The 21721-nt window shown below is 45.3% G+C and carries 25 protein-coding genes; all 25 read right to left on the bottom strand.

The features are described 5' to 3' along the window. Positions 1 to 41: 41 nt before the first annotated feature. The 25 genes from MD536_RS12620 to MD536_RS12500 all read right to left on the bottom strand — a co-directional run bounded on the left by MD536_RS12620 (position 42) and on the right by MD536_RS12500 (position 21712). A complete protein-coding gene (locus tag MD536_RS12620) occupies positions 42 to 2441 on the bottom strand; it encodes a zinc-dependent metalloprotease (protein ID WP_239600212.1) in 2400 nt (799 codons plus the stop codon). A 174-nt stretch (positions 2442 to 2615) separates the two neighbouring features. Then, positions 2616 to 2834, bottom strand: a complete 219-nt coding sequence (locus MD536_RS12615; RefSeq protein ID WP_239600210.1) for a hypothetical protein — start codon at positions 2832 to 2834, stop codon at positions 2616 to 2618. 44 nt (positions 2835 to 2878) lie between these two features. Continuing rightward, positions 2879 to 3262 carry an ApeI family dehydratase gene (locus tag MD536_RS12610; protein WP_239600209.1) on the bottom strand — a complete coding sequence of 128 codons (384 nt, stop codon included), beginning with the start codon at positions 3260 to 3262 and terminating at the stop codon, positions 2879 to 2881. Next, positions 3259 to 3855, bottom strand: coding sequence for a flexirubin biosynthesis protein LolB2 (lolB2, locus tag MD536_RS12605; RefSeq protein ID WP_498366313.1), 597 nt, complete (start codon positions 3853 to 3855; stop codon positions 3259 to 3261). The genes MD536_RS12610 and lolB2 overlap by 4 nt, the downstream gene beginning before the upstream one ends. Before the next feature lie 16 nt (positions 3856 to 3871). Continuing rightward, positions 3872 to 4504 carry a flexirubin biosynthesis/transport protein LolA2 gene (gene lolA2 / locus MD536_RS12600; protein WP_239600205.1) on the bottom strand — a complete coding sequence of 211 codons (633 nt, stop codon included), beginning with the start codon at positions 4502 to 4504 and terminating at the stop codon, positions 3872 to 3874. Further along, positions 4497 to 5258, bottom strand: coding sequence for a polysaccharide deacetylase family protein (locus MD536_RS12595; RefSeq protein WP_239600203.1), 762 nt, complete (start codon positions 5256 to 5258; stop codon positions 4497 to 4499). Before MD536_RS12595 ends, lolA2 begins: the two co-directional genes overlap by 8 nt. Further along, a complete protein-coding gene (locus MD536_RS12590; protein ID WP_239600201.1) occupies positions 5252 to 6241 on the bottom strand; it encodes a beta-ketoacyl synthase chain length factor in 990 nt (329 codons plus the stop codon). The genes MD536_RS12595 and MD536_RS12590 overlap by 7 nt, the downstream gene beginning before the upstream one ends. Then, on the bottom strand, positions 6232 to 7500 hold the full coding sequence (locus MD536_RS12585) for a beta-ketoacyl-[acyl-carrier-protein] synthase family protein (protein WP_239600199.1): 1269 nt from the start codon (positions 7498 to 7500) through the stop codon (positions 6232 to 6234). Before MD536_RS12585 ends, MD536_RS12590 begins: the two co-directional genes overlap by 10 nt. Next, positions 7472 to 7741, bottom strand: coding sequence for a phosphopantetheine-binding protein (locus tag MD536_RS12580; protein ID WP_234866662.1), 270 nt, complete (start codon positions 7739 to 7741; stop codon positions 7472 to 7474). Before MD536_RS12580 ends, MD536_RS12585 begins: the two co-directional genes overlap by 29 nt. Next, entirely contained in the window at positions 7719 to 8369 is a 651-nt protein-coding gene (locus MD536_RS12575; protein WP_239600197.1) for a hypothetical protein, read from the bottom strand. The genes MD536_RS12580 and MD536_RS12575 overlap by 23 nt, the downstream gene beginning before the upstream one ends. After that, on the bottom strand, positions 8362 to 9615 hold the full coding sequence (locus tag MD536_RS12570; RefSeq protein ID WP_239600195.1) for an NAD(P)/FAD-dependent oxidoreductase: 1254 nt from the start codon (positions 9613 to 9615) through the stop codon (positions 8362 to 8364). Before MD536_RS12570 ends, MD536_RS12575 begins: the two co-directional genes overlap by 8 nt. A 39-nt stretch (positions 9616 to 9654) precedes the next feature. Beyond that, positions 9655 to 10725, bottom strand: a complete 1071-nt coding sequence (locus MD536_RS12565; RefSeq protein ID WP_239600193.1) for a methyltransferase — start codon at positions 10723 to 10725, stop codon at positions 9655 to 9657. An 11-nt stretch (positions 10726 to 10736) separates the two neighbouring features. Continuing rightward, positions 10737 to 11885: a beta-ketoacyl-[acyl-carrier-protein] synthase family protein gene (locus MD536_RS12560; RefSeq protein ID WP_239600187.1), complete on the bottom strand. Its 1149-nt coding sequence runs from the start codon at positions 11883 to 11885 to the stop codon at positions 10737 to 10739. 2 nt (positions 11886 to 11887) lie between these two features. After that, on the bottom strand, positions 11888 to 12319 hold the full coding sequence (locus MD536_RS12555; RefSeq protein ID WP_239600185.1) for an acyl-CoA thioesterase: 432 nt from the start codon (positions 12317 to 12319) through the stop codon (positions 11888 to 11890). A 10-nt stretch (positions 12320 to 12329) separates the two neighbouring features. Next, positions 12330 to 12968, bottom strand: a complete 639-nt coding sequence (locus MD536_RS12550) for a hypothetical protein (protein ID WP_239600184.1) — start codon at positions 12966 to 12968, stop codon at positions 12330 to 12332. 17 nt (positions 12969 to 12985) lie between these two features. Further along, positions 12986 to 13417: a hotdog family protein gene (locus MD536_RS12545; RefSeq protein ID WP_239600178.1), complete on the bottom strand. Its 432-nt coding sequence runs from the start codon at positions 13415 to 13417 to the stop codon at positions 12986 to 12988. Then, entirely contained in the window at positions 13414 to 14295 is an 882-nt protein-coding gene (locus MD536_RS12540) for a lysophospholipid acyltransferase family protein (RefSeq protein WP_239600177.1), read from the bottom strand. Before MD536_RS12540 ends, MD536_RS12545 begins: the two co-directional genes overlap by 4 nt. Next, positions 14295 to 14546 (bottom strand): acyl carrier protein, encoded by a 252-nt coding sequence (locus MD536_RS12535; RefSeq protein ID WP_239600175.1) that lies wholly within the window; start codon positions 14544 to 14546, stop codon positions 14295 to 14297. Before MD536_RS12535 ends, MD536_RS12540 begins: the two co-directional genes overlap by 1 nt. 74 nt (positions 14547 to 14620) lie before the next feature. Next, positions 14621 to 15844 carry a beta-ketoacyl-[acyl-carrier-protein] synthase family protein gene (locus MD536_RS12530; RefSeq protein WP_239600174.1) on the bottom strand — a complete coding sequence of 408 codons (1224 nt, stop codon included), beginning with the start codon at positions 15842 to 15844 and terminating at the stop codon, positions 14621 to 14623. Positions 15845 to 15849: 5 nt separating this feature from the next. After that, complete coding sequence (gene flxB, locus MD536_RS12525) at positions 15850 to 16578, bottom strand: flexirubin biosynthesis SDR family reductase FlxB (RefSeq protein WP_239600172.1); 729 nt, start codon at positions 16576 to 16578, stop codon at positions 15850 to 15852. Positions 16579 to 16585: 7 nt separating this feature from the next. Beyond that, a complete protein-coding gene (gene flxA, locus MD536_RS12520; RefSeq protein WP_239600170.1) occupies positions 16586 to 18151 on the bottom strand; it encodes a flexirubin biosynthesis tyrosine ammonia-lyase FlxA in 1566 nt (521 codons plus the stop codon). 56 nt (positions 18152 to 18207) lie between these two features. Continuing rightward, positions 18208 to 19497: a flexirubin biosynthesis putative acyl-CoA ligase FlxY gene (gene flxY / locus MD536_RS12515; RefSeq protein WP_239600168.1), complete on the bottom strand. Its 1290-nt coding sequence runs from the start codon at positions 19495 to 19497 to the stop codon at positions 18208 to 18210. A 15-nt stretch (positions 19498 to 19512) separates the two neighbouring features. Next, positions 19513 to 19887: a holo-ACP synthase gene (gene acpS, locus MD536_RS12510; protein ID WP_239600162.1), complete on the bottom strand. Its 375-nt coding sequence runs from the start codon at positions 19885 to 19887 to the stop codon at positions 19513 to 19515. Positions 19888 to 20007: 120 nt separating this feature from the next. After that, on the bottom strand, positions 20008 to 21012 hold the full coding sequence (locus tag MD536_RS12505) for a DUF5007 domain-containing protein (RefSeq protein ID WP_239600157.1): 1005 nt from the start codon (positions 21010 to 21012) through the stop codon (positions 20008 to 20010). 10 nt (positions 21013 to 21022) lie between these two features. Next, positions 21023 to 21712 (bottom strand): hypothetical protein, encoded by a 690-nt coding sequence (locus MD536_RS12500; protein WP_239600155.1) that lies wholly within the window; start codon positions 21710 to 21712, stop codon positions 21023 to 21025. Between the last annotated feature and the right edge of the window lie 9 nt (positions 21713 to 21721).

Raw genomic sequence — 21721 nt, 5'->3', positions numbered from 1 at the left:
GGGTTCCCTCTTTCACCTTTCACCTTTCACCTTTCACTTCCTCATTCGCATCCTATAGGTGCCCCGGGAGGTATCACCGCATGCTGCGTAGGTTTTGCTTTATCCGGGGCTTTCATTCGTTCCAGTGTGTAATTATAATGGGCTTTTAAAGACGGATCCGTTGTGTTTTTTAAGGAAGATTCCAGCCATTCTTTTAAGTCCCTGACTACTGCAGCACCCCGGGCTCGCGCCGGAATGGATAAGGATTCATTGACCGACCAGTTTAGCAGGTAGGTAAGTAATACCTGTTCTGTTTGTTGCTGGATCATTGCCTCTATTCCAGATCTGCGGTTAGCCTTGAACGTTAGCTCAATTAATTTCGTTGCCATTTCTCCTGCGGAAAGTCCTCCCTGTTGTCCCTGGATTTCCATTCGATTGATGCGATCCGGATGAAAAAGAAATGAAAATGGCAGATCAGCCGCCGTTTCTGCAGGTGCGAGCGGATCGAAATTTAGTCCACTTCGCTTGGTAAATAATTCGCGCGAGGCACTATACCCCGCCGGCCTTGGTGGAATCAATTGCAAAATCTTATCAGGTATTCTCAGTGCTGCAGGATCAATGGTTTGCGCGATGGCATCCAGTGCTTTTAGTTGCTCTTCTTTTGTTACCATCTTCATGGCCGGAGAACCATCCCCTTTAACAGCATAACTATAATAAACACCCCCCAGCAATTTGGTGGCAGCCTCCACCTGGTACCGATGATAAAAATATACCGGTACCAAAACATCTTCCAGCATGGCCATGGGAGTACCATTTTGGATGGAATTGGATCCAAATGCATCCAGTGCTTTTGCCCTGACCTTCATCACTTCATTCAGTTCAGTTACAGCATCGGTTCCATTATCCCACAAATGCGCCTGCGGATGCGAACCACCGGGTGCTCTGGCATCGCGGTCGGCGATGAACAGCAGTCCTTTTGCTGAACCATCCCGTAAAATTTTATCAAGGGCTGTATTTTCATTGGTATTATCTGCAAACTGCGAATATCCATAAGCGATAGCAAGCTTATCCCATTCGCCAATTTTGGTATCATAGACTTCACTCATGTCAATCGTACCTTTGGCAGTTAACCGGATGAGCGGATGTGGGTAATCCATCACACTGGCCCTGTTGTTGACACTGGAGGCATAGTTGTGCATGATTCCCAGTGTATGTCCCACTTCATGCGCCGCTAATTGTCTTAATCTGGCCAGTGCCATTGACAACATTTTATCATCAGCAGGTGCTCCCTTTTCAAAAGGAGCCAGCAATCCCTGGGCAATCAGATAATCCTGTCGGACCCTCAACGAACCTAGGGTAACATTGCCTTTGATAATTTCTCCCGTACGGGGATCCGTAACCGATGCGCCATAACTCCAGCCGCGGGTAGAACGATGCACCCAATTGATCATGTTATAACGGAGATCCATAGGGTCTGCACCTTCCGGAAGCAGTTCCACCCGGAATGCATTTTTGAATCCGGCTGCCTCAAAAGCTTCATTCCACCAGCGGGCACCATCCAGTAATGCGGAGCGGATTGGTTCGGGTGTGCCATTATCCAGGTAATAAACGATTGGCTTTACGGGCTCACTGATGGCTGCTTTGGGATTCTTTTTTTGCAGACGGTGTCGCCTGATAAAGTATTTTTCAATGGGTTCCGAAACAGGAGAACTGTAATCATAATAGGAAATCGGAAAATAACCTGCACGCGGATCAAAGGCTCTTGGCTTGTAACCTTCATCCGGCAATTCAACAAAAGAATGATGCATGCGAAGGGTTATGGCATCCGGGTTGGCAGCTACAGACCGCACATGGGATCCCACTTCACCATCATTATTAACGAGTGTTACAGTTGCTTCCAGTTCTGTGTTTTTCGGAAAGTTCTTTACCGCTTCGAAAAAAATACCGCTCCGGGTTTTATCTGTAATAAATGTTCCCTGTTTGGCAGAGCGTATACGGGTACCTGCTTTCATGGCATCCCGTAACAGAAAATCAGTAGCATCCACCAGGTAGGTATTGCCTGTTGCTGCTTCTATAGGGAAGCCCCATACGATTGATGAAGCAAAGGATTCTTCTACCGCTTTTCGTTCCAGCGCATCTTTACTAGTTGCACGGTAGTCATAGTTGGGTTGATATAAAAACAATTTTTTCCCATTCCGCTTAAAACGGATTAGATGCTGAGAACCAAGCAGCCCACGATCCAGCCCGATATCATTGGATCCCAATCCGGCTGGTAACGAAACGCAGTAAAGAATTTCCTGATCTCGTTCCGTTATTTCCAGCCAGATTTTTCCATTGTCTTTATCTATATAAAAGGGGATAAACCCTGCGGCTTTGTCAAGACCTTTTGTTTTTTCTTCGATGGAGGGAAGAGCCTGTCCCAATGAAAACAATGGAATCAGCAGCAGCAAAAAAATGCGCATGAGGGTGTGTGTTTTACTAAAATTAAGGAAACAAGGAGACAAAGGAGGCAAGGAAGAAAGGAGAAAGGAAGGGGGAGGTATGGGAAAGGAATCGCGGGAGCAGTAGAGGGAGGGGGCGGGAGGCAGGGAAGAAAGGGGGAATGGAAGACGGAGGAAAGGAAGATGACGCAAGTATCAGAACATATCACGATTGGATTTCCACCAACGATAACCAATGAAACCCATCAGTGCAAGAGGGGTAGCAGCCAGGTAAATGATCCCGGAGTTAAGAGCTTTAGCTGGCTTTTCGCCCATTTGCTGGGCTGTTTTTGTACAAATAGAGCACTGTGCTTCAGCTACATTGGAAAGCACTACCACCAAGTAGAGTATCATTATCCATCTCACCAATCGCATAACACAAATTTTAGCAAATTTAGGGAAGCTTTTCCAATGGCCGATTATTTGCTTAACACCGGAGCGTTAAACACCGCATTCATCTTCATAAAATTGGTGTTTTCTTTCATCAGGGTTGAATTTACTGTGTAAGTTCCATTTTCAGTTACACTGTATTGAAGCAGCAGATCCGTAGCCGGGAATTGACCTGGATCAATCACATGTAAAAATTTTACCTGCGAACTGGACACCAGTTCCACCGGTTTTTCGAGTGCCTGTTGCAGTATCTCCTGAACCAGTTGAATCATACATACACCTGGCACTACCGGCTGCCCGGGAAAATGACCCTGAAAAATGGGATGTGTTGCATTCCATAATAGTCCGGCTTTAACCATCCCATCCCCTTTTTCCAGAGCATGTATGGTGAAAAATTCACCTGTGAGTATCATCGCTCGAGTTTTTTGAGTGCTATATTGAATGAAAAATTCAGATGTCTTATCTGTATTGAGTCCGGATTGCCAATACCCCGGTAGAAATAATTCAATCGCACTAATGGTTTTCTTGTAGAAGATAACTCTGCACCTACCAAATGTTGACAATTTTTATCCGTCAAATACCAGGCCTGTTTTTTGCCTTTTGAATATCCGTGATAAAGATAGTTTCCGTGTTCAAGGATTCTTTCGGGTATTTTTCCCCTCTCCTGCATAAGCAGGATTTCAAAATCCTGTCGCAATGCGGATATCACAGGTTTTCTGTTTAATTTTTTGAGGATAGCAACGACTTTAAATTCACCATTTTCCCTGAATTCAAAATCAAAAAACTTCACACCCATTTCTGTAGAAAAAACGATCCTGGTGGAAGTATCCGGCATCTTTTTAATCAGTAATAATCCACCCAGTGATCTACCGGTGATGTCTACCTGCGCTTTGTATAACTCGTTCTGGAAATGGGGACCCAGTTCCATCAAACAATTCTCTTTCGCAGAAACTGGCGTATAACTGTTGTAGATTGAACGGCAACTACTCATGACCGTTACAAGCATTATCAGCAAAAACAACTTATTTGTACTGAAAAACCGCATCGGGGATCACCTGGTTGATTACCTTGTTCTGAAAACTGATCAGGGTATTATCGCCCCCCTTTTCTATCATATTGATACTGGCCACCGAGTAATCTTTCCGATCAATCGTTACCAATATGGTTGAAAAAAAATCCTGCATATCCCTGGTTACGGGAACCATTTCCACCAGGTACTGCGATTTGTTTTCGAATGCCTTCACATTGAAATCAGGATTCGTAAAAACCGTACCCTGCACACAATCAATTGTTAATTGATTGATTTTCTGAAATAGCTTATTGGAACGGGCTGACACTTTGTTTTCCTTTTGCCCGTCTTTAATATAAATATTCTTACCATTTATAATCATCAGGTATTGAAAAGGATGTTGGTATTCCATGCGTACCTGCGTTTCCTTTCGAAACCAGAATTTACCCTTCGAAATAATTTTTTCTGCCAGAAGACTCAGATTTTTCTCCTGCGTGAAATCAGCCTGGATCGAATTTACCTGGGCCGACTTAGCCGAAAAAGCGGATTTAAACGATCCAAGATCCGGTATGGCTGTATACCCTTTATGCTGAGCATTCACCGTAGTTGCTGTGACAACCAGTATGAATAGAATTAATTTACGCATACACATCTTCGTTAATCAGTTGATCAATTGGTACAATTTCATAACCCCTTGCTCTTACACCCTGTAGAAATTCCGGAAGAATCGCTGCAGTTATTGCCATGGTATCGTGAAACAATAGGATGGCACCCGGCCTAAGTTCCTTCCACAATTTTTCCAATAATTTCTTCTCATCTTTCGCTACCGTATCCAAAGACCGGATATTCCAGCCAATGGTTGTCATACCCGTTTTTTTTACTGCCTTCGCAAGATTAGGATTGGTTACTCCATAAGGCGGACGAAAATAGGCTGGCTTGCTTTTCGTGGCAGCGTAAATCAGCCTGTTGGTTTGCTCCAGTTCTTCCTTCATGCGTGCCGACGAATACAGATCAAACAAGGCATGATGGCTGTAACTGTGATTCCCGATGGTATGCCCCTGTTCCACGATCCTACTGGCCAGATCGGGATACTGTTCCACCCTTTTTCCGATACAGAAAAAACAGGCTGGCACATTGGCGACAGCCAGGCTATCCAGAATAGCTGCTGTATACTCCGGCAACGGACCGTCATCAAAACTGATAGCAATTTGCCTGCCTTCAGTTTTTCCACTGCAAATTGCCGGCATGTAGAATTGTGAAGATATCCGGATACTGCCCCAAACCAACCCGCCTATATAGACAAATATTACTACAACCCCTACCCATACCGGTAGCCCGATTAACCAAATCGCTAACAAGGCAAGTAACACCAGTGCCGAACTTCTTTTAAAGGTCAGCATGCGGACAGTAAAATAAATGAATGATAACCGGATGGATCTGCCTGGTAAACAAGTATCCTCCTGGGCGAAAGAAGCTGCCATCCTTCAACTTCCACTTTGCCAGCTTTCAACCACCAGGCTGCCAGCCAGGTTGCAAATGCAGTGGCGGTAGGATAGACCCCACAATATTTTTTATAACGAATTACAGACAGACCTCCTCCCAATATAGATGAAACTTTCGCATATTGATCCGCGTTATAATCCATCTCTTCCTCCCCGGATAGCAATACATCAATTTGTCCGGATGCCTCTTGCTCCAAAGTTGTAGCTAGTTCCTGAAGCTCTTGAGGACCAGGATCAAATAGTGTATAAACCCGATCAACCCTGGCCCAGCTTTTCTCTGACGCGGTATCCGTTACCAGATAATAGGCAGCACCTTCTCCTCCCGCCTGGTGACGATACAGGCCAAATCGTTCCAGGAGCCCGTAACTGTAATCGGTCAGTTCGTCTGCGGCACCAACCAAAACCGATGAACCCGGATGTTCGGTTAACCATAACCGTGCATCCTGGAGCGATCGTTCAAATGATTGCGCACGTTGAACATAGGTGTTATTATAGGCATGGCATTTCAGCAACAATGCCACCTGCGCGCCTACTGTATTATGCGTAGACTGTATAAACGCTGTAGGCGTCAGCATTTCCTCTCCGTTTTCAACCAGTCGTTTCAAAAAAATACCCGTGTCTTCCAGGCAGCCATAGGCAGTGCCGGTTATGATGGCATCGGGATTGGATACATCAGCCTGACGGAGGGCATCCATTGCGGTAGCTACCCCCATCCTGATAACACGGCTCATCCGTCTGATTAGCTTAGGATCAATCAGGTTATTATATGCTGGTTCGGTAGCTGTCAGTCGGTTGCCTTCGCCGGGAATAAAAGAAATACCCGATGCCATTGCATCAAATACCGGAAGGGGTGATATGGCGGAAGCTCCATTTATATACATGAGTACCTCAGTGAGAATAATAAAGATGAACAATTACCACCAAAACCAAAGGAATTGGACAATACATGCTGTAAACCGCTTACAGTGCGGAGTTCGGTTACTACCACACCCGGAGTTTCTATAACCGGATGCTGTATGCGCAAACAGGGAAACAAGAGTTGTTGTTCCAATGAAAAACAGGAGTAAATAGCTTCCAATCCACCACAGGCTGCCAGCGTATGTCCGGTGTATCCCTTTGTAGTGCTCATAGCAGGATACCGGTTTCCAAATACTCTTTCAATTGCAATGCTTTCGGAGGAATCATTGTTCTGTGTACCGGTTCCATGCAGATTGATATAGCCAACCTGATCCGGAGCAATTCCTGCCATTTCCAGCGCCCCTTTCATAGCAAGAAAGGAGCCGGTACCGTCTGGTGATGAGGCTGTTTGGTGATGTGCGTCATTGGCATTGGCATATCCCGCCACACGAACCCGATAGTTACCTCCCAGGAGTTCCGCCGCTTTTTCACCGACCAGCACCAGGAATCCCGCCCCTTCACCCAGATTGAGTCCCCGGCGATTCTGATCAAAAGGTTGGCAAAGCTGTTGATCCAGGATCATCAGTGTATTAAATCCATTCAGGGTAAACTTACTAAGGGCATCCGTTCCTCCCGCTATCACCACATCCAGTTCTCCCGCCTTCAGTAAACGTGCTCCCAGCAGGATGGCATTGGCCGAAGAAGAACAGGCGGTACTGATTGTATTTACATAATCTCTTATACCGAGTGCCTGCGCAATTCGTTCAGTAGTTGCTCCTCCTTCATGCTGACGAACCATCCGGAGTTTACCAGCCTTTCGGTTTTCCAGAAAAGCAGGGAAAAAATTCTCTGTAAGGTCCATACCTGCAACGGTTGTGGAAGATATCAGGCCGATTTTCAGTCGCTTTCCACTAACGGTATGGCGTACCTTGTTTCCCTCCATCAATCCCGCCTCCTGTAAGGCTTCGCGGGCAGCAATAAAACCAAGCAGGGAACTCCTGCTATTAGTGCCCGTCCAGCCGGCTATTTTACTTAGCTCTTCATTATCTGCCTTCACCTCCCCTGCCGGGAACAGGCCTGCATGGACTGTTGAAAGGTATCGGATAGAACCAATCCCGGTTTCACCCTTTTTCAATGCCTCCAGGTTTTCTTTCCGGTTTTTACCAATTGCCGAGATTGCACCCCTGCCCGCTATATAAACCGCCTGCTGCATATCAGCCTGCCTGTGGAGTTTGGTTGGCAAGAATGAAATCAGCCATCGTATCTACCGACTGAAATATTTTCGGTCCGTCTTCCGCATTCGCCAGTTTGATGCGGTATTTCTGCTGCATCAACACAATTAGCTCTAATGCATCGATGGAGTCAAGTCCCAGCCCTTCATTGAACAAGGGATCACTGGCTACAATATCAGCCGGTTGCACCTGTAAATTTAATTGCTCAATGATCTGCTGTTTTAATTCTTCAACTAACTGCTCCCTGTTCATGATCAAAATATTGATATACGTTTTTACTTGTAAATGGTATTGAATGTACTGAATCCTCCTGAACACCGGATACACTGTAGAGCGTTGCATTGTACTGCTCACCCAGGATATCTACCCAGCCAAATAAACAGGTATGGGTGTTTCCTTCTTCAAAAAGTGTCTGGACATAATTCACCATAAAGTCCACCGGACAAAGATCGTCTATAAAAAATGCCTGCTCTCCCTTAAACCCATGGCGGATGCTGATTTCGCCGGTTACAATATTGGGAAGGGTGTAAACAAACACTGCGGGACTTGGAATTTCCTTTAGTTGTTCCACAAATTTCCGATCTGTATCCAGGCTAGAGTGCCGGTTAGCCAAAACAATGGCCGAGCCAAACGGATCTGCCAGATTACCACCCGGCCTACCCAATACCAGTTCAGCAGCCAGCATGCCCAGTTTGGACAAGCGGTCCATCTTGAACCATTTCGGATATTCCATACCGATCTCCCGGTACAATGCCACAAGAAATTCATCCGTGGTGAGTTCCGGTTTTTCCAGCAGGATTTGCTGGTTCTGAAAAGCCCGGTTCGAACCGATTTTCACAGCTTTGTTTATCCAATAATTGCCTGACAATTCCTTACTCATTCCTATCCTCTTCCAGTATTTGTTTCAACGTCAGTGTTCTTGCCAGTTTTTTTACCTGTCGGTTGTGTTCTCTGACAAAAGGATTTTCCTTGTCCCATACATAACCGGCCAGTACCGAACAGATCATGTTCTTGATTTCCGGCTGCTGGTTTTTTGAAAAGAAAATGGTATCCAGGGTACCATCGTACCAGCTATTCACATAGGTGCGGAAGGTGTTAACTCCCTGCATCATATGATCCATGTATTCTGTTTCCCAATCCACTTCCTCTCCTTTCAATTTCCGTATCACCAGATGAGCAGCGGTTTGGCTGGACACCGTAGCAAGGGTTACGCCGGAAGAAAAGATGGGATCCAGGAATTCGGTCACATTACCGGTTAACACAAATCCTTCGCCGTAAAATTTATCACAGGTGGCAGACCAGGATTCTAGCACCCTTACTTCAAACTGCTTCTCAGCGCCACGGAATCGTTCAGCCAGGTAAGGTTCGTCTTCCAGCAGTGCATTGTACACTTCTTCATTCGTACCACTATAATTTGCAAAGAAAGAAGGATCACCCACATAGCCAACCGAAGTAATACCAGACGCGAAAGGAATCACCCAGATCCAGACACCCGGTTTGTGCGTTACGATAGTGATCCGGTTGGGTTCATGTACAGTCTGCCTTTTTTCATCCTTCATATGGCAGAAAAGCGCTTTTCTGCCCGGCAGAGAGGATGGCCTGTCCAACCCAAACAATTTGGGGATAACCCGTCCATAACCACTACCATCCACAATAAATCTTGCACCAATGGTTGACGCTTCTCCATTTTTGTCCACTACTGTTGTAATGGAGTCGGATCCATTAAAGCGTATGTCCGTAACCGTTGTTTCATAATGCAGTGGGATATCCATTGCTTCGCAACAATCGGCAAGGGTTTTATCAAATTCGGCTCTTGGCACCTGCCAGGTCCAGCTCCATCCTTTGGTGAACTGATCGGCAAAGGAATAGTCACAAATCATACCATCCTTCACGAATTTCGCCCCGTTCTTTTGCTGAAAGGATTTTGCTTTGACTGCCTCCAGGAAGCCTGCCTCCTCCAAAGCTTCCATACATCGGGGTAAAAGGCTCTCCCCGATTACAAAGCGGGGAAATTTCATTTTTTCAACCATGATTACGTTGTACCCGGCCTGCTTGATGATGGATGCAGCCACGGAACCGGAAGGACCGGCGCCAATTACCAGGACATCTGTTTGTACATGTTTCACGTCGATTGTTTTAGGATTGAAATACTGGCTGTTGTTGGGTTATGCTTTACGGCAGATCAGCAGGGTATGCCCGCCTTCGCCGATATGATCGATCTGTTCTTCGATTCGAAGTCCCGCATCATAAATACATTTCTTGAATACCTTCGAATCGTACATCTGGCTGTTTCCGTTGGCAAGTGCAGTAAAATACAGACTTGTCATCTGAACACTAAATGCTGCTCCCTCAAAACGCTGGCAATCCCAGAAATTTTCAAGAATAAACACATATCCATTTTCATCGATGGCTTCATAACAGCGTTTAAGGATCGACGTTATCTCTGCATCAGAAAAGCAATCCAGGAACTGGCTCATCCAGATACCATCATGCCCTTTTGGGAATTGCTGATTCTCATCCAGGATATTCACCGGATGAAAATGTATGCGGTCTTCCAGTCCAAGCTCCCTGATTTTTGCCTGCGCCATCGATACCTGCCCTGGCAAATCCATGATGGTTACATAAATATCCGGTGCATACTGAGCGCAGGAAATAGACCATTTCCCGGTATTTCCACCGATATCAATGATCTTCTTTACCCCGGTTGCAAATACCATGGGCAGCACCAGCGGGAAAGATCCATCCGAATAATAATGGTCAAATTCAAACCAGCTTTTCTGCACCTGTGGCGGAAGTTTGGAAAGTGCTTCATAAATCGTATTCCACTCGCCAAATACCTTTAGTCCTACAGGCTTGCCGGTTGCAATACTTTCTTCCAATGATGCCAGTCCGTCATAACATACATCATCAATAAAATTCATATTCACATTCGTCAACGGATCAGAGAGGAGAAAGAACCCCATTTTGGTGATGGTATATTTGTCTTCATTCAACAGAAACGCGCCCATTCCAAGTCCGGCTTCCATCAGTACTCTTGCCCCGTAGTGCGATAAACCCGACCGGGAAGCCGCTTCTTCTATGGTAATACCTGCTTTTCCAGCATCACGAATTACCTGTAATAATCCATTCTTACGCATGGCCTGTGCCGCCTGAAACATAACGGGACCAAAGGCGACCCGCTGTGCAGCTTCTTTTGCTTCAACTGCTGTTAATCTGTCTTTAGAAAAATGATTCATGTTGGATACTACTATTGTGTTGTTGTTTTCGAAAAGACAAGGGCGGCATTACATCCTCCAAATCCCGAGCCTGTTTTTATAAAATGTTGAAGGGATACATCCTTCATTAAGTTTTTTGATATGGTCACCGGTACACTAACACCATGACTGGAATACCCTACTGATGGCAGGATCCAGCCACGCTGAAAAGCCTCCATTGAAATGGCTGATTCGATAAGTCCGGCTGCACCGAGGGTATGTCCGAAACTGGCTTTCAGACTGAAAGCAGGTACATTTTCAAGTTCCGCCTGCAGAAATGCTTTCGACTCCATTTCATCATTGTAGGGCGTAGCAGTACCATGAGCCGAGATAAATCCGATTTCATTTGAAGAAACCCCCGCCTGCTTCATAGCATTTTTAATTGCATTTGCCATTTCCGCACCGGTTCGCGATGGACCTGAAATATGATTGGCATCATTGGTTGTTGAACCGCCACTTACGGCCAGGTAACTACCGGCGGGTTCGGTACTTAACAAAACAGTTGCCGCGCCTTCACCCAGGTTCAGCCCATTCCGCTCTTTATCAAATGGTTTGCATACGGATGTACTAAGGGCCTGGAAGGATTTGAAACCGGCTATTATAAAGGGGCTGATAGAATCAGCTCCAGCTACTACTGCACGTTTATATTGGCCCGACTGTAACAATCGTTTTGCAACTAGTACCGCAGTCATCCCCGATATACAGGCATTGGAAACAATCAGCGGGCGACTGTGATAATTCAACAGCAATCCCAGTTTTTTTGCCGATTCATGTAATCCGACAGCCTCAGCTGCTGCTTCGTTTCCCTCCTGTAATTCCCCGATATTTCCCTTGGTAGAAGCCAGAATTAAAACGGTTGACGGGTCATTCAGGGTAAAGTTGGAAGTTGCAATTGCAGCCTCGATAGAATGTAATAAAAGCGCTTCGAAATGGGTAATATCATCATCATAGGGTGCCCTGATTTGCTTCCATTGCTCCTCACTGAACAGGGCCCCGCAAATACCCTGACCCTGGAAAACCTGGTAAAGATTATCAGTAACTGCCGTTTTACCGGAAGCAATAGCGTCCAGGTTGGCAGCAGTGCCGCTTCCCAATGGAGTTACCATATGATGAGCTACGATATATGCGGGACGCGTTTTCATTTCTAGCCGGCACCTACATGTTTTTGCTTCCACGCTTCGAAAAAAGGCGGATTGATAAGTTGCAGATTGTTTTCTGGGTGATCCAGAAATACCTGTGTGGTGGAACCTTTCGCTACCAACTCCTTTGTAACGGCATTGTATAACCGATAAATGAATTGCAACTTGGCAGCATGACAGGGAACGAATTCCGTTTCAATTATTACACGGTCGCCATACTTAAGTGATTTCTTATAATCCAGGTCAATCTTAACTACAGGAACTGAATATCCATGTTTGTAAATATCCAGGTAACTTAGTCCGAATGCCTGACCAAAAGCTTCACGCCCGTCTTCAAAATAACGAACATAATGACCGTGCCAAACAATGCCAAGCGGATCAGCTTCATTAAAGCGTACAGTAATTTCTCGGGTAAACGAAAGGGCTCCTTTATTCATAAATGATAGCTCAGGACCCGAAGCTGGAGCGCCAGGACTTGAGTTTTGATTTTTTGATGGTTTGCATGGCTTTATAAATCGTACTGGCATAATAGTTCCGGAAGCCAAAGCCACCAGCTTTTTCAACCATACGCTCTGTATACAATACTTTTTTGGTAGCCATGTCGATAAATGTAATATACATGGATGCTGCCTCGGATGGTTTACTGAGTGATTCCATGATTACCACAAGGCCTACACCTTTTTTGCCTGAAAGATCATATTTGTTCACCATTCCCTGGATATCCGACTCTTTCAGATGTGTTTCGTCTGCAGTAGAAGTGCTGCTGATATCTTTTTCGTCCACTTTTTCATTGATGGCAGTAACAGCAGCGATATCATTGGTGATGTTTCCGCGATCCAGGTATTTGGGCCAGTCGAATTTCTTTGGTTCAGCAATGATTACCTGGTTGATGCCAGCGAAATGACGGTTCTTAATATCTGAAGCAGTAGCAGCAAAGTCATTGATCACTTTTGTCCTGGAAAAATCTACCCCAAGGTAGGTCATCGGTGTAGCTTCATTCAGTATATCTGCTTTTTTCTGTGCGTACAATGAATTGCCAGCCAACAAAAAGATACCGCATAAAAGGAACAAGAGATTTTTTTTCATGGTTGTAGTATTAATGGTTATGATTTGGGTTCCTGTAGAAAAATTTTCATTTCACAGGAGGCCAGCAGTTGATCATCCCGGTACACCGTTCCTTCCACAATCGATACATTAAAAACTGCATTGACCTGCCTGGTAGTTGTTTTCAATTGGGCTCCCACTTCGGGTAATGAATGGATTTCCAGGTTTTTAATAGCTCCAATAAAACCCACTAAAACCGGTCCATTTCCGTGCAACGCTTTATATCCAGCCCCTGCTGCTGCTGTTTGGGCGATATTTTCAACCAATAAGGCAGCAGTCGCTTTTCCATTCTGGGTCAGGATATTGGAAGGTAGGATTTCAAAACTTGTTTCAGTAGAGACAGGATCATCTGCAACCAGCGCGTCTATCATCACAAATGGAGGTCGCTGTGGTAAAATAGAGGCCAGTTGATCTTTGCTTAGTAATATCATGCTTTCCAGAAATCGTAAAAATTAAACCATTGGGTTGGATAAAGACTGACTTTTTTCTCCGTCTCCATCACAAAATCCTGCAGCGCTTTCAATATTCTTTCCTGCTTTGCACCTTCTCTGTACAAGACAGGTGGACTGGCAAAAAAATGATAGTGCCTGTTAGATTCCTTAAAAGCGTACACAAAACTAACCGGAACCTGCAGGCTGGCCGCCAGTAAAAAGGGACCAGCCGGAAAATTAGCGGTTTTCCCCAGGAATTGGGTGGATATTGTTTTATTTCCCTCCAGAAAACGATCGGCATGCATACATACCAGTTCATTTCTTTGAAGGGCTTCATTGATTGCAAAAATATGGCCGAGATCCTCCCGGATGATAATCAGCTTCATGTTCCTGCCACCTGTTACTTTTTCCAGGTAGGCTTTGATCTGCTCCTGTTCCCCATCGTACATAACCACATTGATAGGTGCTTTCAGTCGCTTCAACAGGTGTCCTGCAATTTCCCAATTGCCCATGTGTGCACTGAGCAACAATCCGCCTTTACCATCTTTCACCATCTGGTGCAGCCATTCTTCACCATCAAAATCATACGTGAAGGGGGTATTTAACCCTGCCATCACAGCTACTTTATCAATCAGGGTCTGACCAAAATGATAATAGGTCTGGTATATAGCCCTGGTGGCCTTCCCACGGGAATAAGCAAGCCGCCCTTTAAAATAACTATTCAGCGCCCTGGTGGATTTCCTGGAAAACAGAAAATACCAGGCTGCAACAAATCGGAGAAGACCATAGGCGGGAGTTAATCCCAACCGCTTTAAAACCACAACGAAAATCCGGTAACCCAGCGGAAGGGCCTGGGATCTTCCCTGCCAGCTTGCCATTATACCAGTTCTTTAGTATGGATACGGCGAGCTGTATAATCGTAAAAATCCTGAATGGTTTCAATGGAAGTAAAATCCTCCGGTTTCACTTTGAATCCAAAATGATGTTCCAGCACTACCACCATATCGATATAATCAAGGCTGTCCAGCTCAAGGGTTGCTTTGAGGTTCGCTTCAGGGGTAATTTTTTCCGCGTCCACTTCAAATTCCTCTACCAGGAGGTAATTAATCTTCTCAATAAGTTGCTCCATTGTCATAGCGGCGAAATTAAGTCGGTTAAGGTTTTTTATATTCCAGAAAAGGATAAAACGTAGATAATCGGTGATTAATTGTCGTATTTCTTTACGATCAGCGATGAGTTGGTTCCACCGAAGCCGAAAGAATTGGACAGAAAACAACTGAATTCTGTATCGATTGTTTTGGTTACCAGGTTAATACGAGCCGAATCTTCATCGGGCTCTTCAAAATTTATATTGGGAGCAATAAAATTATGTTGCATCATCAGCATAGAATATACGATCTCACTGGCCCCTGCCATCCAGCACTCATGACCAGTCATGGATTTGGTAGAACTCACATAAGGACGCGTAGCTCCAAATACCTCATGGATCGCCTTTGCTTCACTGCTGTCTCCTGCGGGTGTTGAGGTTGCATGTGCATTTATGTAGAAGATATCCTTTGATTCTAGCCCTGCATCTTTCAACGCCATGGCCAGTGCTCTGACCGGACCATCCACTGTTGGGTTGGAAATATGTTCTCCATTGGACGAGAACCCATATCCCACCACTTCCGCCAAAATATTCGCACCCCTGGCCAGCGCTGAATCCAGGCTTTCTAGAATAACCGTTGCCGCTCCACCGGATGGTATCAATCCATCCCGGTTTTTATCAAATGGCCGGGAAGCTCTTGTAGGATCGTTCTCACGAATGGAGAAAGCAGAGAGCGCGTCAAAACTGCCCATTGAATAAATATTGATCTCCTGTGCACCACCACAGATCACTGCTTCCTGCAAACCTGATTTAATGAAATGATAACCCAACCCAATCGCATGACTGCCGCTTGCACAGGCTGCACTCACAGTAAAATTCACGCCTTTAAGCCGGAAGATAGTTGCCAGGTTCATGGTAACCGTGGAATTCATTACCTGGAATACAGAGCCGGAGCCTACCAGGGTGGTATCCTTTTTTTCCCGCATCAGATCGGTACCAGTTACTACCGGTTCAGCAGAACTGTCGTTACCATATAAAACACCAATGATCATGCGATCCAGCATTTCATCGGTTATACCTGCCTGTTGGAGTGCTTCTAAAGTAGCCATATACGCATACTCCCCCTGCTGTGGCAGCATGATACGCGCCCGCCTGTCAAGCAGTCCCTTCAGATTAGGCCGCTCCACAAAACCTGTTAAGCCGGAGCGATAGCCAAATTCCTTCCGGGCCGGATCCAGGATAATTCCAGATTTCCCTTCGTACAGGGATTGCTTCACCTCATCCTTATTCTTGCCGATACAGGAATAAATCCCCATGCCAGTAATCACTACTCTCTTCATGCCAGTTACGTATATAATCCTCCGTTGATTGATAAAACGGTGCCTGTAATATAACCAGAATCCGGCGAAGCCAAAAATGCGACGGCATGTGCCACTTCCTCGGGTTTTCCAAAGCGCTGTACAGGAATCATTGCTTTTAATTCCTGTTCATTTAGTCCTTCCGTCATATCCGTTTGAATGAATCCCGGCGCTACCGCATTAACCGTAACACCCCGCTTGGCAACTTCCTGCGCAAGGGCCTTGGTTGCACCGATCACACCGGCTTTCGCGGCAGAATAATTTGCTTGTCCTGGCATCCCTTTTAAGCCCGATAATGACACCACATTAATGATTCTTCCCATCCTTCTCATCAGCATTCCGCTCAGCACTTCACGGGTTACATAAAAAAATGCATCCAGGCTGGTAGCCCGAACCGATTCCCACTGCTCATCTTTCATCCACATCATCAGGGTATCGTCTTTAATGCCGGCATTGTTTACCAGCACATCAATCGGATTTTCTTTGTTGGCCTCGATCCATCCGCCCAGCACTGTTTTTATCTGCTCCTTATCTGCCACATCAAAAGCCAGCAACTCACCGGTACTACCGGCAGTTTTGATCGCTTCCAGGGTTTCTTCTGCCGCAGCTTTGTTTCCTTTATAGTTCACCAGTACATGATAGCCCAATCCGGCCATTTTAATACAGATGGCGCGACCAATACCACGGGATCCCCCGGTTACCAATGCAGATTTCATACGCGTTTTATTGTTGTTGACGGATGGCCTTACTCACAACCGGCTCTGATTTCTCAAAATAAGCCCTCACTTTAGCGATGGCTTTATACCTGGGCGCATCGTCCACAAAACTGGGGAAAATGGCATTTATTTCTTCATACAATCCTTTTGTAGCAGAAGCCATGCGATCCTGGCATTTCAGGTAATCTACGGCATGCAGCAGCGTGATCATCTGGATCACTAACACTTCAAAGGAGTTATTGATCACCCGACGGGTCAGCAGGGCTGCATTGGAACCCATGCTTACGATGTCCTGGTTATCATTGTTATTGGGGATGCTATGGATATACATCGGGTTGCTGAAGGTCTGGTTTTCCGCAACCGTTGAAGTGGCTGTAAACTGCATACCCTGGATACCAAAATTCAGGCCCAGTGTTCCCAGGTTCATGAAAGGCGGGAATTTTTCATTCAGCCGGGCATTCAGCAGGTAGTTCAATTGCCTTTCACTCAGCATGCTCAGTTTGGTGATCGCAATCTTCAGTTTGTCCATTTCCAGCGATACATAATCGCCATGGAAATTACCGCCATGGAAAATATTTGCATTCTCATGGTCAATGATCGGGTTATCATTTACGGAATTGAATTCCGCCACAATCACTTTTTCAGCCTGTTCAATGGTATCCAAAATCGGCCCGAGTACCTGCGTGATACAACGAAGTGAATAATACTCCTGCACCTTATCTTCAAACACATCCTGATCCATTTTATCTCCTTCGTACAGATGCTTTTTACGGCTGCGGATCATATGACTGTCGCCTAACAGGGAACGCATCATTTTGGCGATGGCCTGCTGACCGGGATGGTGTTTAACATGATTCAGCTCATGGGAGAAATGATCATCATAGGCTTCTACCACTTCATTGGTCATGGCTGATAAAAACACCGACCATTCCAGCAGTTTTTTCGCCTGCAGCAAATTCACCAGTGCAATGCCAGTCATGGCCGAAGTTCCATTGATCAGTGCCAGTCCCTCGCGCACATGAATTTTGAGTGGCTTTATGGAAAGTTGCGCAAATACTTCTTCAGTGGGTCGAATCACACCCTGGTGCCATACATCCCCTTCTCCAATCAGAGTAAGAGCCAGGTGAGCCAATTGAACCAGGTCGCCGCTTGCCCCTACCCCACCATGTTCATAGATAACAGGGTAGACTTTTTTATTGAGCAATTCAACCAGCAGTTCCACCAGTTCCGGATGTACACCAGAATAACCCTGAAGGAAATTATTCAGCCGGGCCAATAATAATCCGCGTACCAGGGTGGGGTCAATTGGCTGACCGCTACCAGTACTGTGACTGCGAATCAGGTTGTATTGAAGCGCATTCAGGTTTTGCTCGCTGATCCGGTATTGAGCCATCGGGCCAAAACCGGTATTGATACCATAAATGATTTTATTGGAAGCGAAGCCTTTGAGAAAATCATGGTTCTTCGCAACATTTTCCAGGATGGAAGGGTGTACGGAAACCGTCCTTTCTTCCAGCACGATTTCCCGAAAGTCAGATAGGGTTAGTTGCTTTTCGATCGTAAAATTTGTCACGTTCTAGTGGTATTGAAAGGGCTCAAAAATAGGTATAATGCATAAAATTGCCGCAATTAGCGGTGATCGATCAATTTCTGCGGCTTTCTGCCTCCCTCCGGGAACTGAAGTGCCTGCAATTCCGCAGCAGAAGCCAGAATTATTTCAGGGATCACCCGTAAATGGGATCTCAGTTTTTCCCGGATGGTGGATAGGAGGCTTTCGGAGGGTTCGGGGATGTCGAGGTGAAGGCGTACTTCATCCAGGTCGTATTCACTACTTCTCAGCTCAACAACATATTCCCGGATAGCCCGGATCTCACTAAGCAGGTCATAGATAGCAGGAGGATAAAGCGTAGTGCCTTTGAACTTGATCATTTGCTGTCTTCTGCCTATCACACCGCTCAGGCGGATAGTATTCCGCCCACAGGAACAGGGATTTGTATATTGAATGCAGATATCACCGGTCTTGTATCGTATCAGTGGCATGCCTTCCACTCCCAATGTGGTAATGGTTACTTCACCAGGCTCTCCGGGATTTACCGGCTGGTTGTTTTCATCCAGTAATTCCACTATTAGCAATTCGGGATTGAGATGACCACCACTACCTGCAGCACACTCGGTAAAAGCAGTTTGCATTTCAGTAGATGCATAAGTGCCATAGAGTTGAATATTCCAGGCATCCGTAATACGATTGGCCAGGCGGTTGGGCTTACCATCGGGCTGGCGAATGGTTTCCCCGATACAAATGGCTTTCCGAACCGAACAGGTATTCAGATCAATACCATTTGCCTCTGCATATTCAATGAGTTTTACCAGGAAGGATGGCACACCAACAATAACAGTGGGGTTTAACCGCTGAATGGTAGCCCATTGGAGAAAGGGGGCACCCGGACCAACCCTCACCAGGGAAGCGCCCAATTTGCGAATTCCCATATAATAAGCGATGCCGGCCATAAACTGGCGGTCGAGTGTTAACATGAGCTGGTAGGTATCGGCAGCTGTGCCACCGGCCATTTTAAAAGAACAAAGTTCATTATAGGCGAGTCGCTCCAGATCCTTTTCCGTTAAGGCGATGGTTACCGGCGCGCCCAGGGTACCCGAACTCGACATATACTCTGCAATTTCAGTACGCGACACACAACAGAAATCCCAGTTCCGCAATTGCAACTCTTCTTTGGTTGTAACCGGAAGCAGTTGCAGGTCTTCCAGCGTTCTGATATCGGCCGGATTTATTCCACAAGCGGCAAAGCGTTCCTGGTAAAAAGGGGAAGCTGCCGCAACATAATTAATCAATTCCTGCAATTTCTTTTCCTGCAGGGAACTGATTTGCTCAGCATGATTAAATGAAATTTCGGGTGAATTCATACAATTGTTGCAAACTCAGGCTTCCAGCAGCACCACTGCGGTGGCCATGGTTTTTTGGTGCGACAAAGATACATGTATACGCCGGATGCTGCGACCGGCAACTGTTTGAGCGGTTTGCCCCAGCAGGTTAATCTGCGGTTGCCCCTGTTCGTTATGTATGATTTCTATTTCATGAAAAGCGGTTCCGTTTATCCATCCGGTACCCAGGGCTTTCAGAAAAGCTTCCTTTGCAGCAAACCTTGCCGCATAGTGCTGATAAGGGTTAGCCTGTTTTTCGCAATAGGCAATTTCCCCGGCCGAAAAAACCAGTTGGCGGAAACCTTCCTTACCCTGCAGGCTTCGCTGAATCCGATCCGTTTCCACCAGGTCGATGCCGGTTCCTAGTATCATTAAATGTGCTTATGCGCCAAAACTACTCCAATTTTTGAAACCTCTGAAATGCAGAAAACCTGAGCAGAAACACCAATTTCGTGTTACTGCTCAGGTTTTTACGGTTCCTTAAGTATCCTCCTATTTCTTGATCAAATCTATTAATTTGAATTCAACTTCATAGGTGCCGGGAACAAATGCCCTGAATACAAATCTCGGATTAGCGGAATAAGTACCATCCGGGAAACTGGTCTGATTGTCATGCGTAAAGAGATTTGCAGGAATCCTGTAATAATAATTGAAACCATTTCCAAGTGAACTTAAAGGAAAGGGTACAACTCCATAGGAAAACTCCATCCTATCATCGTACAAGTCGGTAGCCAGTGAATAATCCTGCATTGTCTGAAGGAAGGGCTGTGGCGGATTATTGCCTGGATAGGGTCTGCGTTGAATTTCGTTAGCTTTAGGATTAAATGTTACTCCATTTTTATCCATGAATCGCACAACTACTTTATTGGGAGCATCTGCTGTTCTTTTAATAGTTACTTCTGGATTTAATAAATTTGAACCAGTGTTTTCATCCCCAACTTTAATCATTCTGTTATAAGGTGTTCCAATCTCTGGATGTGCTTCATAAGGTTTAGCATCAACAAGGTCAAATTTTCCAATCTTTTCATACACTTTTGTGCCACCGGCATTAGAAATTTCAAGATCGAATTCATATTGCCCCAGCGGGAGGTATATAGTAGTAAAATTAGCTTCCAGCTGGCCGCTTACTGGATTTACAACGATCGGGTTGACCTGCATATCCTTTTGTTTGGCACCAATCAGTTCAAGGGTAGTATCACTTTTAGGATCATATAAACCAGTCCACCCTTTTATTTCATACTGCTTAGAAAAAACGGAATCCATAAGTGCCCCTGTTACCCTGTTGTACACATGAAGCAATTTGACAGTAACTGGTCTGCTAGAACCGTCAAAGTTAAGTGCAGAGCTAACTTTGACTCTTCCCCTTTGTATTATAATTGGGTCTTCTTCATATCGAATGATCGGACTTAAAAACCCATCATCCAGCTTTTTACAGCCGGTATTAGCAAGCACTCCTGAAAGAAGGAGGAGCATATATAAATATGTTAGTTTTTTCATTACCTGATTTTTACTTTCTGAAAAACAATGTGTGTTGATTGTTGAGGACATGGATCATACCCGAATTGGATTGTATTCCGGATGTCTGCACACGCTCTCTTTTACCCAAGGTGCTTGGAATATTCTGAGCAACAATGGGAGGAACTATCGGACCGAACAGAAAAGTGTAATAAACAATCCTGGGTATGGTTGAGACATTCGGATTATAACCAAGCGCCGGATCGCGGGTTTCTTCATATGAAACAACAACCTGGCTTCCAGGCAGCATGGTTCCAAAAAGCTTTCCGTTCTGGGTCATCGTGGAATAGTCTATACTTTCCCCAACAATGTAAGCGTCAATAGAATCCCTGAATTTAGGGAGCTCATATTTTATCATTGAGTCAATAGTCCATTTTCTGAAAGGGTCAATGTTTTGTTCTTCTGCCACTCTTTTATTCAGATAACCATTGATTGAATAATCAGTTGGAGCAAAAAAACTGATCCCGGGTTTATTTATTTTCTCTTTCACACCGGCAGCATCTACCAGCAACAGCAAGGTGTCAAATAAACCCTGAGAATTTGACTTTAAATAATCATAGGTGGTCATATCAACTTTCGCATTGTGCTTTGAACCACCAATGAAATAATCATCGCGCTTGCAGGAACAAAAAAACATGACCAGCGCGCCAAACAATACGGTTGTATGTATGATCTTCTTCATAATTATTAA

Source organism: Flavihumibacter cheonanensis, assembly GCF_022352215.1.
Classification (GTDB): Bacteria; Bacteroidota; Bacteroidia; order Chitinophagales; family Chitinophagaceae; genus Flavihumibacter; species Flavihumibacter cheonanensis.
Note: the sequence above shows the minus strand (reverse complement) of the source record. Positions and strands in the feature narration are given on the sequence as shown.